The 16,714-nt window shown below is 69.6% G+C and carries 10 protein-coding genes; all 10 read left to right on the top strand.

Annotated features, from left to right (window positions below; translation table 11 throughout):
* The first annotated feature begins 86 nt into the window (after positions 1-86).
* The 10 genes from JK363_RS08285 to JK363_RS08240 all read left to right on the top strand — a co-directional run bounded on the left by JK363_RS08285 (position 87) and on the right by JK363_RS08240 (position 16,551).
* Positions 87-1,547: a lactate utilization protein B gene (locus JK363_RS08285; protein ID WP_201873727.1), complete on the top strand. Its 1,461-nt coding sequence runs from the start codon at positions 87-89 to the stop codon at positions 1,545-1,547.
* The gene (locus JK363_RS08280; protein WP_201873317.1) at positions 1,544-2,191 is read left to right on the top strand and encodes a LutC/YkgG family protein; all 648 of its coding nucleotides are present in this window, start codon (positions 1,544-1,546) and stop codon (positions 2,189-2,191) included. The genes JK363_RS08285 and JK363_RS08280 overlap by 4 nt, the downstream gene beginning before the upstream one ends.
* Positions 2,192-2,391: 200 nt before the next feature.
* The gene (locus JK363_RS08275; protein ID WP_201873313.1) at positions 2,392-2,811 is read left to right on the top strand and encodes a hypothetical protein; all 420 of its coding nucleotides are present in this window, start codon (positions 2,392-2,394) and stop codon (positions 2,809-2,811) included.
* The gene (locus JK363_RS08270) at positions 2,808-3,374 is read left to right on the top strand and encodes a hypothetical protein (protein WP_201873312.1); all 567 of its coding nucleotides are present in this window, start codon (positions 2,808-2,810) and stop codon (positions 3,372-3,374) included. The genes JK363_RS08275 and JK363_RS08270 overlap by 4 nt, the downstream gene beginning before the upstream one ends.
* Positions 3,374-8,107, top strand: a complete 4,734-nt coding sequence (locus tag JK363_RS08265; protein WP_201873308.1) for a putative T7SS-secreted protein — start codon at positions 3,374-3,376, stop codon at positions 8,105-8,107. The genes JK363_RS08270 and JK363_RS08265 overlap by 1 nt, the downstream gene beginning before the upstream one ends.
* A 2-nt stretch (positions 8,108-8,109) precedes the next feature.
* Positions 8,110-8,469, top strand: a complete 360-nt coding sequence (locus JK363_RS08260; RefSeq protein WP_201873307.1) for a hypothetical protein — start codon at positions 8,110-8,112, stop codon at positions 8,467-8,469.
* A gap of 501 nt (positions 8,470-8,970) precedes the next feature.
* On the top strand, positions 8,971-10,572 hold the full coding sequence (locus tag JK363_RS08255) for a penicillin-binding transpeptidase domain-containing protein (RefSeq protein WP_201873306.1): 1,602 nt from the start codon (positions 8,971-8,973) through the stop codon (positions 10,570-10,572).
* A gap of 172 nt (positions 10,573-10,744) precedes the next feature.
* On the top strand, positions 10,745-12,007 hold the full coding sequence (locus JK363_RS08250; protein WP_201873305.1) for an ROK family protein: 1,263 nt from the start codon (positions 10,745-10,747) through the stop codon (positions 12,005-12,007).
* A gap of 16 nt (positions 12,008-12,023) precedes the next feature.
* The gene (locus JK363_RS08245) at positions 12,024-13,568 is read left to right on the top strand and encodes a glycoside hydrolase (protein ID WP_201873303.1); all 1,545 of its coding nucleotides are present in this window, start codon (positions 12,024-12,026) and stop codon (positions 13,566-13,568) included.
* A gap of 28 nt (positions 13,569-13,596) precedes the next feature.
* On the top strand, positions 13,597-16,551 hold the full coding sequence (locus JK363_RS08240) for a glycoside hydrolase family 2 TIM barrel-domain containing protein (protein WP_201873300.1): 2,955 nt from the start codon (positions 13,597-13,599) through the stop codon (positions 16,549-16,551).
* Positions 16,552-16,714: the final 163 nt, after the last annotated feature.

Raw genomic sequence — 16,714 nt, 5'->3', positions numbered from 1 at the left:
CACTCGGCGAGAAACCCGCGGGGAAAGGCCACCCCGGTGAAAGGAGACCCCCGGTGAGCGGACCCGGCCACGCCACCTACCTGGGGATGCCCGCCTTCCCGAAGGCGGCCGACACCTCCACCCGTGACACCCAGCTGCGTGCCAACCTCCGCCACGCCACCCACACCATCCGCGCCAAGCGCGCCACCGCGGTGGCCGAACTGGACGACTGGGGGAAGCTGCGCGCGGCGGGCGCGGCCATCAAGGACCGTACGCTGCGCCATCTCGACCACTACCTGGAGCAGTTGGAGCGCTCCGTCACCGCGGCCGGTGGCCAGGTGCACTGGGCGGCGGACGCGGACGAGGCGAACCGGATCGTCACCGAGCTGGTGCGGGCGACGGGCGAACGGGAGGTCGTCAAGGTCAAGTCGATGGCCACGCAGGAGATCGGGCTGAACCACGCGCTCGCCGCGGCGGGCATCACGGCGTACGAGACGGACCTCGCCGAGCTGATCGTGCAGCTCGGCGACGATCTGCCGTCCCACATCCTGGTGCCGGCGATCCACCGCAACCGCGCCGAGATCCGGGACATCTTCGCGGCGAAGATGGCGCGGTGGGGCCGACCCGCCCCGGACAACCTCACCGACGCGCCCGCCGACCTGGCGGAGGCGGCCCGTCTCCACCTCCGCGAGAAGTTCCTGAACGCCAAGGTGGGCGTCTCGGGCGCGAACTTCATGGTGGCGGAGACGGGCACGCTGGTGGTGGTCGAGTCCGAGGGCAACGGACGGATGTGCCTGACCCTCCCCGAGACGCTGATCTCGGTGGTCGGCATCGAGAAGGTGGTGCCCACGTTCCAGGACCTGGAGGTGTTCCTCCAGCTCCTCCCCCGCTCCTCGACCGCCGAGCGGATGAACCCGTACACCTCGACCTGGACCGGCACCACGGACGACGACGGCCCGCGCACCTTCCACCTCGTCCTGCTCGACAACGGCCGTACCGACACCCTCGCCGACACCGTGGGCCGCCAGGCGCTGCGCTGTATTCGCTGTTCGGCGTGTCTCAATGTGTGCCCGGTGTACGAGCGCGCGGGCGGCCATGCGTACGGCTCGGCCTACCCGGGCCCGATCGGCGCGATCCTCACCCCGCAACTACGTGGCACCCAGAGCGAGCTGGACGCCTCACTGCCGTATGCGTCGTCGCTGTGCGGGGCGTGCTACGAGGTGTGTCCGGTCGCCATCGACATCCCCGAGGTCCTGGTCCATCTGCGCGAACGCGTCGTCGAGGGCGGCCCGGTCTCGGTACGCGGCACCCGTACGGTCATCAAACCCGCCAAGGGCCACGCCGCCGAGCGCGCCGCGATGCGGGCGGCGCGCTGGGCGCTCGACCACCCCGGGGTGCTGCGCACCGGGCAGCGCCTCGCTTCCCGCACCCGCCGTTTCCACCCGCGCCGGCTGCCCGGCCCGGGGCGCGCCTGGAGCGACACCCGTGAACTGCCCACGGTGCCCGCGGAGTCGTTCCGCGACTGGTGGCAGCGGACCCGCGCCACGAACGACAGGAGCACCCCATGAGCTCACGCGACCTCGTCATGGCGAGGGTCCGCCGCGCGCTGGCCGATGTCCCGCGCGCCGAGACCCCGTCGGAGGTGGCGGTCGAGCGTACGTATCTGCGCCGCCACGGCGACCGCACCCCGGCCGAGACCGCCGACCTCCTGGCCGAGAACCTCGCCGACTACCGCGCCGTGGTCCACCGCACGCACACCGCCGCCCTCCCGGCCCTGATCGCCCGCCTGCTGACGGCCCGCAACGCCACCACGGTGGTCGTCCCGCCGGGCCTCCCCGCGGACTGGCTCTCCGCCACCGACATCCGCCGGATCCCGGACACCGCCGATCTGACACCACACGACCTGGACGCGGTGTCCAGCGTGGTCACCGGCTGCGCGGTGGCCATCGCCGAAACCGGCACGGTCGTCCTGGACGCCTCCCCCGACCAGGGCCGCCGCCGCATCACCCTGGTCCCTGACCACCACATCTGCGTCATCCGCGTCCCCGCCCAGGTCGTGGACTCCGTCCCCGAGGCCCTCGAACGCCTCGACCCCGCCCGCCCCCAAACCTGGATCTCCGGCCCCTCCGCCACGAGCGACATCGAACTCGACCGAGTCGAGGGCGTCCACGGCCCCCGCACCCTGGAGGTCGTCCTCGTCACGGAGGACTGACGCTCCGGTCCGAAGCGCGGATTCACCACCGGCCACGGCCAATTCCCCACCCCCAACCCGAACACGTGACCATCGCCACAGCGACACTCCCTCTCCCAGAGTCACCTCACGTCGCGCAGCGTCATACCGTACTGTAGTGCCCATTTATCGGGCACCACCACGAGCTGCGGCCGAGCACACAAGGGGGGCGGTGCGCCGACATGGGACTGGCGGACGAGATCAAGCGAATACGGGCAGCGGAGGGGGATCCCCTCGCGCTGGTGGGCGAGTTCCGGCGCACGGCGGTGCTGGTGCCCGTTGTCGACGATGTGTTGATGTCGGCCCATTACCAAGGGATCCGCTGGATCTACGCGTTTACCGATGAAGCCGCGCTGGCGCGCTTCGCGCTGGTTCGGGGCTCGGCTCCCGACGAGCCGTGGGACTACGAGCGCGTATGGGGGGCGCGGTTGCTGGACGCGGTGATCCCGGCGCTGGACGGCCCGGCCGGGGTCGCGGTGGACGTGGCCGACGCGGCGGCGTCGATGCTCTTTCCCCCGGCGCGGGGGATCGTGCCGGACGCGGTGGCGGTGGACGTCGGGCACGGGACCGCGATGACTCCGGTCGGGGAGGGTGTCCGATGAGCGGAGGCGGCAAGGAACCCGATCTGGCGCTGAGCAAGCAAGGGTTGGAGGCCATCACCAAGGGCCTGCGCGGGGCGATCGACGAGCTGCGGGAGATCGCGTGGGCGTCGGACGCGGCGATGGGCGCGGGGTTCGAGGAGTTGTCGCTGACCGGGATGGAGATGGGTCACGGCGGCCTGTCGAAGGACTTCGAGGACTTCTGCGAGCGCTGGGAATGGGGCGTACGAGCGCTGATCCAGAACGCGAGTCAGCTGGCGCAGAAGGCCGGGCTGGCCGCCGGGACGCAGTGGGAGGAGGAGCAGTACATCGCGGGGACCTTCAAGGTGGCGGCGAACTCGGTGGCGGGCAATCCGCATCTGACCGAGGACGAGGTGGTCAAGAAGGACTGGGACGAACTGTTCTCGGAGGAGACCTACACCCCTGACTACAGCGCGGAGTCGTTCAAGGAGGGGTGGAACGAGAGCAAGCAGACCTGGGACTCCACCGCTGACGCCATCCGGGAGAAATCCTCAGTGAGCGAGGTGGTGCAGCAGTCGGCCAAGCACAAGGAGGGCCGGGACTGATGGGGCTGGGCGACTTCATACCGGACAAGGTGGAAGGGGCCTTCGAGAAGGGCACGGAAGCCGTCGGCGACGGTATCGAGTGGGCGGGTGACAAGACCGCCGACGGGATGGACAAGATCGGCTGGGAGGAGGGGGCCGACTGGGTTCGGGACAAGTCGAAGTCCGCGGCGAACGCTCTGGGGGCCGATGTCGATGAGCTGGAGTTGGGGCAGACCGATGAGCCCAAGAAGCTGATCTACGGAAGCCCCAGCAAGATCCGTTCCACGGCCGACCATCTCACCGACTTCCAGAAGGCGTTCGACAAGGTCGGGGACGGCCTGCGGAAGCTGGAATCGGGGCACTGGAAGGGCCAGGCGGCCGAGGCGTTCCGGAAGAAGGCCGCCGTCGAGCCGAAGAAGTGGTACAAGGCCGCGCTCGCATGCGAGAAGGCGGCCAAGGCCCTGGACTCCTTCGCCGGGACGGTGGAGTGGGCCCAGCGCAAGGCACGTGAGGCGATCACCGAGTACGAAGCGGCCGAGAAGGCGTCGACGGCGGCACGGGCGGCCCACAACAAGTCGGTGGACACCTACAACTCCGCGGTCGACACCTACAACGCGGCGGTGGAGGACGGTAAGGACCCGGGCGCGAAGCCGAAAAAGCCGGGAGACTTCCACGACCCGGGCCCGGCCAAGGCCAAGCTGGCGCAGGAGAAACTGGACGGGGCCCGCAAGCAGCGCGACAAGGCGGCCGGTATCGCGCGCAAGGCGGTCCAGCTGGCACGGAACGCGGCTCCGCCCAAGCCCGCCTACAGCGAACAGGTCAAGGACGGGCTGACCGGGCTGAAGCTGGACGCCACCCATATCACCGCCGGGGCGATCAAGGGCGCCGCGGGAGTGGTCAACACCGTCCGGGGCCTCAATCCCATCGACCCGTACAACCTCACCCATCCCGCGGAGTACTTCACCAACCTCAACAACACGGCCGCCGGGCTGGTCCAGGTTGCCAATGACCCGGTCGGCGCCGGGAAGGAGATGCTGAAGGGGTTCGCGAAGGACCCCAGCGAAGGTTTCGGCCGATTGCTGCCCGAGGTGCTGGGCACCAAGGGTCTGGGTGCCACCAGAAAAGGAGTCGGCGCCGCCAAGACCGCCACGAAGGTCCGGCGTGGCAAGAAGGCCGCAGCCCGGGACGCGACGCGGGACCGGGGACCCGGTGAGGGCACCACCAAGCCGAAGGACAAGGAGGACGGCAACACCGACCCCATCGACCTGGCCACGGGGAAGATGTATCTGCCGCAGACGGACATCCGCCTGCCGGGCACCCTCCCACTGGTCTTCCGCCGCTACGTGGAATCCGGCTACCGGATGGGGCGTTGCTTCGGCACGTCCTGGTCGAGCACGGCCGACCAGCGCCTGGAGATCGACGCCGAGGGCGTGATCTTCGTCAGCGAGGACGGTCTGCTGCTGGAGTATCCGCATCCGGCGCCCGGACTGCCCACGCTTCCCAGTGCCGGGCCGCGGTGGCCACTGGAGCGGGACGCCCAGGGCGACTACACCCTCACCGATCCCGCCACCGGGCACGTACGCCACTTCGGCTGCCCGCGGAACGAGAGCGGGGACGGCGAGGAGGGCGACGGGATCGCACGGTTGGAGCAGATATCCGACCGCGGCGGCCAGTTCATCACGTTCGACTACAACGCCGAGGGCGTCGCGACGGCCATCACCCACAGCGCGGGATACGAGCTGAAGCTCACCACCGCCGAGGGCCGCGTCACCGCTCTCCATCTGGCGGGTGCCGCCGAGGACGGCGGCGACCAGGAGCTGATCCGCTACGCCTACACCGACGGCAACCTCACCGAGGTCATCAACTCCAGCGGTCTGCCACTGCGCTTCGCGTACGACGATGAGCGACGTGTCATCTCCTGGACCGACACCAACGACCGCCGCTACGACTACGTCTACGACAACCGGGACCGCTGTATCGCCGAGGGCGGCGAGGCGGGTCATATATCGATCCACCTCACCTACGACGAGGTCGATGAGGCCACCGGCCATCGTGTGACCACGGTGACCACGCCGGAGGGCCACACCACGCGGTACCTCGTCAACGACGCGGGGAAGGTGGCCGCCGAGATCGATCCGCTCGGCCACACCAGCCGTTCCACGTACGATCGCCACGACCGGCTGCTGTCCCGTACCGATCCGCTGGACCGGACCACGCGCTTCGAGTACGACGAGGCGGGCCGCCTCACGCGGTTCACCGCCCCGGACGGCACCGAGTCGACGGCCACGTACGACGACTTAGGGCTGCCAACCTCGCTCACCGGCCCGGACGGCGCCACCTGGACCCAGACCTGGGAAGAAGGGGGCCGTCGCACCTCGGCCACCGACCCGGCGGGGCACACCACGCACTACGCCTACGACAACGATGGCCATCTGTCGGCCATCACCGACGCGCTGGGCGAGACCACCCGGGTGCGTTGCGACAGGGCGGGCCTGCCGGTGGAGATCACCGACCCACTGGGTGGTGTGATCCGTTACGAGCGCGATGCCTTCGGCCGCCCCGTCAAGATCACCGACGCTGTCGGGGCCACCACCGAGCTGGTGTGGACGGTGGAGGGCAAACTCACTCGCCGCACCAACCCCGATGGTTCCACGGAGAGATGGACGTATGACGGGGAAGGGAACTGCACCACCCACACCGATGCCATCGGTGGCACCACGCGGTTCGAATACACCCACTTCGACCTGCTCACGGCCCGCACCGGGCCGGACGGTGTCCGCTACGAGTTCGAGCACGACGCATCGCTGCGGCTGACAAAGGTCACCAACCCGCAGGGGCTGACCTGGGCTTACGAGTACGACCCGGCAGGCCGACTGGCCGCCGAAACGGACTTCGACGACCGCACGCTGAGGTACGCGCACGACGCGGCCGGTCAGCTGGTGGCGCGTACCAACCCGCTGGGTCAGACCGTCACTTTCGAGCACGATGTCATGGGCCAGGTGGTCTGCAAGACGGCCGAGGACCGCACCACCAGCTTCACCTATGACCCAGCAGGCCGCCTGACGTCGGCTCTCGGCCCTGGCACGGAGGTGGCCTACCAACGCGACCGCCTGGGCCGGATCAAGTCCGAAATGGTGAACGGCCACGTCCTGGCCCACACCTACGACGCCCTGGGCCGCCGCACCCGTCGTGTCACCCCGACCGGTGCGATCACGACGTACGCCTACGACGCGGCGGGCAACCGCACCGAGCTCACCACCGGCGGTCGCACACTCGCCTCCGAACACGACGCGGCAGGCCGCGAGACCACACGCCGTATCGGTGACTCCCTCACCGTCGCCAACACCTGGGACCCGCTGGGCCGCCTGACGACTCAATCCTGGACCGGCGCGTCCGCTGAGACCCCTCTCCAACACCGCGCGTACACCTACCGGGCCGACGGCCACCTCACCGCGGTGGACGACCAGTTGTCCGGCCGCCGCACCTTCGACCTCGACGCGGCCGGTCGGGTGACGACCGTCCGGGCCACCGGCTGGACGGAGACCTACGCCTACGACGAGGCGGGCAATCAGACAAAGGCGACGTGGCCGACCGAACAACCCGCCCACGAGGCGACGGGGTCCCGCGCGTACACCGGCACCCGCATCACCCATGCCGGCAAACTCCGCTACGAGCACGACGCGGCGGGCCGCCTCACCCTCCGCCAGAAGACCCGCCTCTCGAAGAAGCCCGACACGTGGCGCTACACCTGGGACACCGAGGACCGACTCACCTCGGTCACCACCCCCGACGGCACGGTCTGGCGCTACCTCTACGACCCCTTCGGCCGCCGCACCGCCAAACAACGCCTGGCGGCGGACGGTGAAACCGTCCTGGAGCAGACGGACTTCACCTGGGACGGCCCCACCCTCGCCGAACAGACCACCACAACCCCGGACCTCCCCCACCCGGTCACCCTCACCTGGGACCACGACGGTCTGCGCCCGATAACCCAAACGGAACGCATCACCGACGCCACCACCCAGCAGGAATACGACGCCCGCTTCTTCGCCATCGTCACCGACCTGGTGGGCACGCCCACCGAACTGGTCGACGATTCAGGCGACATCGCCTGGCACACCCGCTCCACGCTCTGGGGCACGACCACTTGGGCGACGGACAGCACTGCCTACACGCCACTCCGCTTCCCGGGCCAGTACTTCGATCCGGAATCCGGCCTCCACTACAATTTCCACCGCTACTACGACCCAACTTCCGCCCGCTACCTCAGCCCCGACCCCCTGGGCCTGACCCCAGCCCCGAACCCGGCGACGTACGTCCACAACCCTCACACCTGGACCGACCTCCTAGGCTTGGCTCCGTACCCCAGCGATGTGGCCCTCGGGACTCGCAAGGAGGGGAATTTGAAAGAGTGGGCGGAGTCGAGAAACTACACACACTTCTTGGATGAGACACGGGATGGCGCACTATCTTCTGTGCGCGACGTAGCCCACGAACATCCAAATACCCACATCCACGTGGTAATGGATGGGTGGCGCGGCCACAAGGACCAACTCACCGACAACGTAGACGAACTATTCGAGGCAGCCTACCGCCGAGGCAAGGGCGACAATTGGTACACCACCGAACGCGAAATGGCCATCCTCGGAGATTCGATAAAATGGGAGAACCGAGAATGGGAAACCATAACCTTCTACCATAAAGGCGCACGCGCTGACGTAAAGTATCCATCATTCCTTTGGGAGACGAAATAGATATGCAGAGACTTGCGAGCTGGGAACGTAGTTTTCGGGTCTGGCACTACACAGTGAGTTACTCACAATTGCTGCTACGCAGCGTCAACATTGAGGGCGAGGAGTCTCGCATCGACATCCTTTTCTCGAACGTGGAAAGGATGGACATCATCTGCGATTTCGAGACTCTCGCCATCGAAAAAATCAGCGCCTCGGAGGCCCGCAGCGATTTTGGACTCGACATCCCGCGCTCGGCAACAAGCCACGTTTTCCTGTTGAATCATGGAGATGCGTATGTCCAAGGCACTCACTGCGAGTGGCATGAAGATCTAGGCGGACCTCGCAGTCCGTCCAAATTTGGTCCACTGCGCGGCGTTGAATGAGTGTTGCCAGCGAAGCGTCTCGTACACGGTGACCTCCGTCTCGTTGCGAGCCAAGGCCCTCATCCCTCCTGACGTCCCAGCCCTTGCATGGCAGCGACAGCAGGGCATATGCCACCCCGCCCCAGATCTGAACCCCCGTGCCGAGGGTGCGGTGTTGCTCACATCACCGGCTCATCAGGCCAGTTGAGAGGTGCGGAGAGGTTTAGACCCAGTGCGCGGTGTCAGTGGCTGCCACTATTGTGGGGGTCATGTGTCCGACTCCTACTCCTCCTCAGCCCGCCTTACCGTCCACGCCCCTCTCCACTGACCAGGCCAACGAGGCCATCCGCGTGTTTCTGCGGGCGCGTGCCGGGCGGGCGTTGTGCCCGGCGGAGCGGGCTGAGTACGGGCGGTTGTTGCGTGTGTATACGCGGGCGTTGCGTGGGGAGATGGAGAAGGCTGCCTGAGTGAGGGGCGCCGGAGGGGCCGGCGCCCATCAGATCTGGGGGCGGGGGCGGCGCGGTGCGCGCAGTGGGGAAGGCCGTTGTGGGGGCGGCCGTGGTCGCGTTGGTGGGCGGAGCCGGGTTCGGGGCGTACAACCTCTACAACGGGGTGACCGGCGGCAACACCGCGACGACGCATGACGGACCGGTGACCGCGTCCGAGGTCCGGGATACGGCGGACCACTTTCTCGACGCGTGGGCGGACGGCAACGACATGCTGGCGTCCGACTTCACGAACGACGCGGAGTCGGCCCTCGGCGCACTGGGCGGGTTCCGGGACGACGCCCGGGTGAAGAGGGTGACGCTGACGCCGGGCGAGGCGACGGGCACCACGGTGCCGTTCCGGGTCAAGGCCGAGATTCATTACGGAAAGACCCGTTCGACCTGGAGCTACGACTCGCGGCTGACCGTGGTGCGCGGCCGGACGACCAACAAGCCGCTGGTCGACTGGGCGCCTTCGGTCATCCATCCCAAGCTGGCGGAGGGCCAGACGATCCGGACGGACCTGGCGGAGAATCCGCCGATCCGGCTGCTGGACCGGCAGGGCAAGGAGCTGCGGCAGAAGCGCTATCCCTCGCTCGATCCGCTGCTGACCTCGCTCCGGGCGCGGTACGGGGACGATGTGGGCGGTACGGCGCAGGCCGAGGTGTGGGTGGTGCGGTCCGACGGGACGGCCGGGGACACGCTGCATGTGGTGACGGAGGGCAAGCGGGGCACCCTGCGGACCACGCTCGACGCGACCGTGCAGAAGCGCGCCGAACAGGCCGTGGCCAAACGTTCCGGCGCCTCCGTGGTGGCGCTCCAGCCCAGCACCGGGGAGATCCTGGCGGTGGCCAACTCCGACCGGGGCGAGTTCAACGCGGCGTTGCAGGGGCAGACGGCGCCCGGTTCCACGTTCAAGATCATCAGCGCCGCCACCCTGCTGGAGACCGGCGCGGTGACTCCCGGCCGCCGGGTGCCCTGTCCGAAAACGGCGGCGTATCAGCAGGGCATGACGTTCCACAACGTCGAGCACAGCGAGAATCCCAGCGCCACCTTCGCGCAGGACTTCGCGGCTTCCTGCAACACGGCGTTCATCTCGCTCGCCGGGATGATCCCCGACGACGCGGTGGCCCGGGAGGCACAGTCGGTGTTCGGGATCGGGCTCGACTGGCAGGTGGGTGTGCCGACGTTCGACGGTTCGGTGCCCGACGGCAGCGGGGACGACAAGGCCGCGGCTCTGATCGGCCAGGGCACGGTACAGATGAATCCGCTCACCATGGCCTCCGTGGCCGCCACCGCCCGGACGGGCGCGTTCCAACAGCCCGTTCTGGTGTCGCGTTCGGTGGGCCACCGGCAGCTCGCCACCAGCGACCGCGCGCTGAGCCCTGCTGTCGTCCAGCAGCTGAAGGGCATGATGCGGCTGACGGCGACCAGTGGCACCGCCGCGCGGGCGATGTCCGGGCTGACCGGGGACATCGGCGCCAAGACCGGCTCGGCCGAGGTCGACGGCCAGCCGAAGACCAACGCCTGGTTCACCGCCTACCGCGACGACATGGCCGCGGCCGCCGTGGTCACCCAGGGCGGCCACGGCGGCGACGCCGCGGGCTCCGTCGTCCGTGAGGTCCTCACCGCTCACTGAGCCGCGACAGGCCGCGACAGGCCGTCACCGCGAGGTTCCTCTTACTTCCTACAAGGGTTGTGCAAAGGGGTTGTTCAAGCCGGATCCGCGCCCCTACGCTGACGCCTCACCGGCCGACGCCCACCCGGCCAACCACTCTCGGCCAACTCCCGTCCTCGGAGACGATCAAGACGTGAAGCGCACCTCCCGCGACATCCGCACCGCGAACCGCTATGAAGTGCTGCGCCATGTCATCGCCGAGTCCCCCGCCGTGTCCCGGCAGCATCTGGCCTCGGCGACCGGACTCAGCCTGGCCACCGTCGCCACGCTCGTCGGTGAACTGCTGCACCTCGGGGCGATCACCGAGGTCGGCTACGAGGACTCCGACGGCGGACGGCCGCGCGGGCTGGTGGCCGTCAACGCCCAGGGCGGCGCGCTGATCGGGGTGGATGTCGCGGAAACGTACATCCATGTCGAGGTGTTCGACCTCTCCCTCACCGTGCTGGCCCGCGCCGACGAGGAGTTGCGTCCCGAGCGCCCCGGGGAACGCGAACCGCGCCAGGTGATCGCGCGGATCGCCGCCGCCGTACGGGCGGTCGTCGAGGCGGCGGCGATCCCCGACGACCGGGTGCTGGGGGTCGGCGTCAGCATGCCGGGGCAGGTGGACCGCGAGGGCGGGGTGTCGGTCTTCGCGCCCAACTGGGACTGGCACGACGTCCCCGTGCTCGACCTGCTGGCCGAACATCTCCCCTACCCCCTCCACCTGGACAATCCGCTGCGCGCCTGCACCGTGGCCGAGCTGTGGTTCGGGGCGGCCCGCGGGCGGGAGCACGCGGTGGTGGTCAACCTCGGTACGGGCGTGGGGGCCGGGCTCGCCCTCGGCGGCACCCTGCACCGCGGGGCGAGCAACAGCGCGGGCGAATGGGGGCACACCACCCTGGTGCTGGACGGACGGGTGTGCCACTGCGGCGCCCACGGCTGTGTGGAGTCCTACGTCGGCGCCCCCGGCATCATGCAGAATCTGCGCGAGCTGAGCCCCGGCAGCCCGCTGCTGCACCCCGACGACCAGACGGCCACCGTCGAGGCGCTCGGCCGCGCGCTCGCCGACGGCGACCCGGTGGCCGTGAAGACCGTGCGGGACACCGCCCGCTATCTCGGCGCGGGCCTGGCCGACCTGGTCAATCTGCTCAACCCCGAAGTGATCGTGCTCAGCAGCTGGGTGGCGGCGGGGCTCGGTGAACCGCTGCTCACCGAGGTGCGCGCCGCCGTCGCGGGGCGTGCGCTGCGCCGTCCGCTCGCGAGCACCGAGATTGTTCTGTCCCCGATACCGACCAACCCCGTGAGCCTCGGCGCCGCCACCTTCGCCCTGGAGGGCTGGCTCGCGTCGACCGGGCGCAAGAGCCGTACGAACACCAGCACCACTGCCGCAGCAATGATCCGCAGCACACCCTCGTGACGACGGAAGGGTTGCCATGCCACCGACCCGCACGCCGCAGACCCGCACCCGGAAACGCGCACTCCTCTCGGGCGGAGCCACCGCCCTCGTCCTCATCGCCTCCCTCTCCCCCGCCGACCCCGCCAACGCGGACACTGCGGAGAACGGAGAGAACACAGCCACCGCCCACGTCTCCTCCGCCCCCGCCCAGACCATCGACAACATCGGCGCCTCCGGCGCCTGGTGGGTCAACGACCTGGCCGCCTTCTCCCCCTCCGGCCAGGCCGAGGCCGCCCGGATGCTGTTCGGCCGCGACGGGCTCGCCCTGTCCGCCTACCGCTACAACATCGGCGGTGGTGGCACCGGTGTGACCACGCGCGAGCGCGCCCCCGACGACTTCCTGAAGGCAGGCGACGGCAAGGCAGGCGGCGGCTACGACTGGTCCAGGGACCCCGGCGGCCGTGCCTTCCTCCGCTACGCCGCCCGATATGGCGTCAAGGATCTGATCGGCTTTGTCAACAGCGCCCCGGCCCGGTGGAAGACGAATGGGAAGAGCTGCGGCGGGTATCTCGAATCCGCCGACGAGAAGAGATTCGCCCGCTACCTCGCCGATGTGACGGACCACTTCGCGAAGAAGGGCATGGCTCTGGACTACATCAGCCCCTTCAACGAGCCGACGAACAGCTTCGCCGAATGCGGACAGGAAGGCATGCTGGTCGGGGTCGATCAGCGCGACGACATCGTCCGGGCACTCGGCGCCGAGCTGGACGCGCGCCGTTCCCGCGTCGGCATCACCTCCGACGAGTCCAGCAGTACCGAGGACTTCGTCACCCAGGTCCCGCAGTGGCTGAACACCCCGGGCACCGCCCGCTACGTCGACAAGCTGGCCCATCACACGTACAACAACCCGAGCGACACCGCCCGCGCCGAGGTGGCCAGGACGGCCAAGGCACTGGGAAAGACGTCCTGGTCCACCGAGATCTGCTGCTTCGGCAAGGGCGGTACGGACTGGGCCCAGGAGTACGACCCCACCATCGACAACGCCCTGTCGATGTCGCGGATCATCCACAAGGACTTCACCGTGGCCCATGACGCGGCGTTCCAGTGGTGGACGGCGCTGTCCAACAAGATGGGCGCCGATCCGGAGACCGGTGCCGGTGCCAAGAACGACCAGGGCTGGAACGACGGACTGATCTACTACGACCCGGAGTACGCCGCCAACGGCAATCAGAAGCTCTACCCCACCAAGCGCTATTACGCGCTCGGGCAGTACAGCAAGTTCGTACGCCCCGGGGCCGTCCTGCACGAGGTGACCGGCGCGCCGAGCGATGTCGAGGTCACCGCCTTCCGGCAGCGGAGCCGCTGGATCCTGGTGGTCAACAACCACCGCGACGGTACCGCCGGGCTGACGCTGGACCTCGGGGCCGGACAGCGTCTGTCCGCCGTCTCCGCGGTGCGGACCTCGGCCACCGAGAACTGGGCCGGGGCTCGGAAGCCCACCGTGTCCGGCGGCACGGTCTCGGCCTCGCTGCCGAGCCGTTCCATCACCACCTACGTGCTCGACCAGCGCGGCCACGACTGACCCGACCGAAGGCTGACCGAGGAGAACGATGAGCTCCACGCAGCACACGCCGCATACGCCACACACGCAGCACCCACCGCACCCGCCGCTTCCGTACTACGAGGACGTCTCGCCCGGCAGCGGAGGGCTGCCGCCCCGCGCCTGGTCCGCCGAGACCGACGCGGCGCGGCTGAGCCTGAACGGCACCTGGGCCTTCCGGCTGTCGCCGACCGCCACCGCCGAGGACGGCTCCTTCGCCCGCCCCGGCTACGACGCCTCGGGGTGGGACGAGATCCCGGTGCCCGCACACTGGGTGCTGCACGGCCACGGCGCGCCGATCTACACCAACCACCTCTATCCGTTCCCGGTGGACCCGCCGAGGGTGCCCACCGAGAACCCCACCGGTGACCATCTGCGCGGCTTCGACCTGCCCCCGGGGTGGCCGGAGGGCGGCGACGCGGTGCTGCGTTTCGAGGGCGTCGAGTCCTGTGCCCGAGTCTGGCTCAACGGGGAGGAGCTGGGCACGTTCAAGGGCAGTCGGCTGCCGCACGAGTTCGCCGTCGGGGGGCTGTTGCGCCCGCGCGGCAATGTGCTGGCGGTGCGGGTGCACCAGTGGTCCTCCGGCAGCTATCTGGAGGACCAGGACCAGTGGTGGCTGCCGGGGATCTTCCGCGAGGTCACACTGGAGCACCGCCCCGAGGGCTGTCTCGAGGACTACTTCGTCCACGCCTCGTACGACCACGTACGCGGTGCGGGCACCCTCCGGATCGACGCCGACCCCGGTGGCCGGGTGACCGTGCCCGAACTGGGCCTGGACCTGGCCACCGGGGAGAGCGTCAGCGTGCCCGTGGAGCCGTGGACGGCGGAGACCCCGCGGCTGTACGAGGCATGGCTGACCACGGTGGGCGAGAGTGTTCCGCTGCGGATCGGCTTCCGCACCGTCGTGGTCGAGGACGGGGTGCTGAAGGTCAACGGCAGGCGGGTGCTCTTCCGCGGGGTCAACCGGCATGAGTTCCACCCGGAGTCCGGCCGCGCGGTGGACCTGGAGACCATGCGCGCCGATCTGGTGCTGATGAAGCAGCACAACATCAACGCCGTGCGCACCAGCCACTATCCGCCCCATCCGGCCTTCTTCGGGCTCTGTGACGAGCTGGGGCTGTGGGTGATCGACGAATGCGATCTGGAGACTCACGGCTTCGTCGAGATGGACTGGCGGGGCAATCCGGTGGACGACACCCGCTGGACCCCGGCACTGGTCGACCGCGCCGCTCGCATGGTCGAACGCGACAAGAACCATCCGTCCATCGTGATGTGGTCGCTGGGCAACGAGTGCGGCACCGGCCGCGGGCTGTCCGCCATGGCCGACTGGATCCGCGAGCGCGACCCGTCCCGGGTGATCCACTACGAGGGCGATCTGTCCTGCGCGGACACCGACATCTACTCACGGATGTACGCGCCGCACGACGAGGTCGAGCAGATCGGGCGGCGCGTCGAACCGCCGTGGGGCGATCCGGAGCTGGACGCCAAGCGCCGTCGGCTGCCGTTCATCCAGTGCGAGTACGCGCACGCCATGGGCAACGGACCGGGCGGACTCAGCGAGTACCAGCGGTCGTTCGAAGCCCATGAACGCTGCCAGGGCGGCTTTGTCTGGGAGTGGATCGACCACGGTCTGGCCAAGCGCACCGCCGACGGCACACCGTACTTCGCGTACGGCGGGGACTTCGGCGAGGAGCTGCACGACGGCAACTTCGTCTGCGACGGTCTGGTCTTCCCCGACCGCACCCCCTCACCGGGACTGACCGAGTACAAGAAGGTCATCGAGCCGGTCCGGATCGACGGCGACGGCGCCGCGGGCTCGGTGCGGATCGCCAATCACCATGACTTCGCCGATCTGTCCCATCTGGTCTTCTCCTGGGCGTACGAGGCCGAGGGCGATGTGCTGGCCTCCGGCGAGCTGGCGGTGCCCCCGCTCGGCCCGGGGCTCGCCGCCGAGCTCAAGCTGCCCACGCCGCCGGAGACCGAGCCCGGCCAGGAGACCCGGTGGACCGTGGAGGCGCGGCTCGCCGCCACCACGGCGTGGGCGGGCACGGGCCATCCGGTGGCCTGGGGCCAACTCCCCGCCCGGGTACGGACCGAGCAGCCGCACCCCACCGCCCCGCAGGAGGCGCCGCGCCGCGACACCGGGCGGATCGGACTCGGTCCGGGCACCTTCGACGCCGCCACCGGTGAGCTCATGGCGCTCGGCGCGCTCGCGGTGAGCGGGCCGCGGCTGGATGTCTGGCGGGCGCCCACCGACAACGACAACGGCGCGTCCTGGCAGCCCGACGAGCGCTACGGGCTGATCTGGCGGGAGCTGGGGCTGCACCGGATGAAGCACCGGGTGGACGCGGTGGAGCCGGACGCCACCGGGCTGACGGTGCGGGTGCGGGTGGCCGCCGCGGCAACCGACCTCGCCCTGGACACGGTCTACCGCTGGACCGCCGCCGGGGACCGGCTGCGGCTGGCGGTCTCGGTCACCCCGCGCGGTGAGTGGAGCTGTCCGCTGCCGCGGCTGGGGCTGCGGATGGGGGTCCCGGCCTCGTTGGGTCAGGCCGAGTGGTTCGGCGGCGGCCCCGGCGAGGGATACCCGGACACCAGGGCGGCGTGCCGGCTGGGGCGCTGGGCCCTGTCGGTCGACGCGATGCAGACGCCGTACGTCCGGCCGCAGGAGAACGGGGCGCGGCCGGATGTCCGCTGGGCGCGGCTGTCCGCGCCCGACGGGCGGGGGGTGCGGATCGAGGGCGCCCCGCCGTTCTGGTTCACCGCGCGCCGCTGGACCGGTGAGCAACTCGCCGCCGCCGCGCACACCCCGGATCTGGTGGCGTCGGAGGACACGGTGTGGGTCAACCTCGACCACGGTCAGCAGGGCATCGGAAGTCTGTCGTGCGGGCCCGGGGTGCTCGAGCCGTACCGCCATAGGGCCGCACCGGCGGAATTCACCTTTGCCTTCTCCCCGTTGGAGTGAGCGCCGGCCGCCCCTCGGCGGGCCGCGCCACGCGGCCCGCCGAGGGGTCCGTACAGCGGGCTCGCCGAAGTCCGGTGCGGTTCGGGTGCGCCCCGCAGGGGCGCGGGGCTGTGTCGTTGTGCGGCTCCGCCGCGGCTGTGTCGATGTGCGGCTCCGCCGCGTG

The sequence above is a fragment of the Streptomyces coffeae genome (genome assembly GCF_016741875.1).
Classification (GTDB): domain Bacteria; phylum Actinomycetota; class Actinomycetes; order Streptomycetales; family Streptomycetaceae; genus Streptomyces; species Streptomyces coffeae.
The sequence above is the reverse complement of the archived record's forward strand: the minus strand, read 5'-3'. Positions and strand labels throughout refer to the sequence as shown.

Bases quoted from the DNA above. Each gene is read 5' to 3' on its own strand.
- JK363_RS08285 (WP_201873727.1), top strand. From the start codon at position 87: ATGCCCGCCTTCCCGAAGGCGGCCGACACCTCCACCCGTGACACCCAG.
- JK363_RS08280 (WP_201873317.1), top strand. From the start codon at position 1,544: ATGAGCTCACGCGACCTCGTCATGGCGAGGGTCCGCCGCGCGCTGGCC.
- JK363_RS08275 (WP_201873313.1), top strand. From the start codon at position 2,392: ATGGGACTGGCGGACGAGATCAAGCGAATACGGGCAGCGGAGGGGGAT.
- JK363_RS08270 (WP_201873312.1), top strand. From the start codon at position 2,808: ATGAGCGGAGGCGGCAAGGAACCCGATCTGGCGCTGAGCAAGCAAGGG.
- JK363_RS08265 (WP_201873308.1), top strand. From the start codon at position 3,374: ATGGGGCTGGGCGACTTCATACCGGACAAGGTGGAAGGGGCCTTCGAG.
- JK363_RS08260 (WP_201873307.1), top strand. From the start codon at position 8,110: ATGCAGAGACTTGCGAGCTGGGAACGTAGTTTTCGGGTCTGGCACTAC.
- JK363_RS08245 (WP_201873303.1), top strand. From the start codon at position 12,024: ATGCCACCGACCCGCACGCCGCAGACCCGCACCCGGAAACGCGCACTC.
- JK363_RS08240 (WP_201873300.1), top strand. From the start codon at position 13,597: ATGAGCTCCACGCAGCACACGCCGCATACGCCACACACGCAGCACCCA.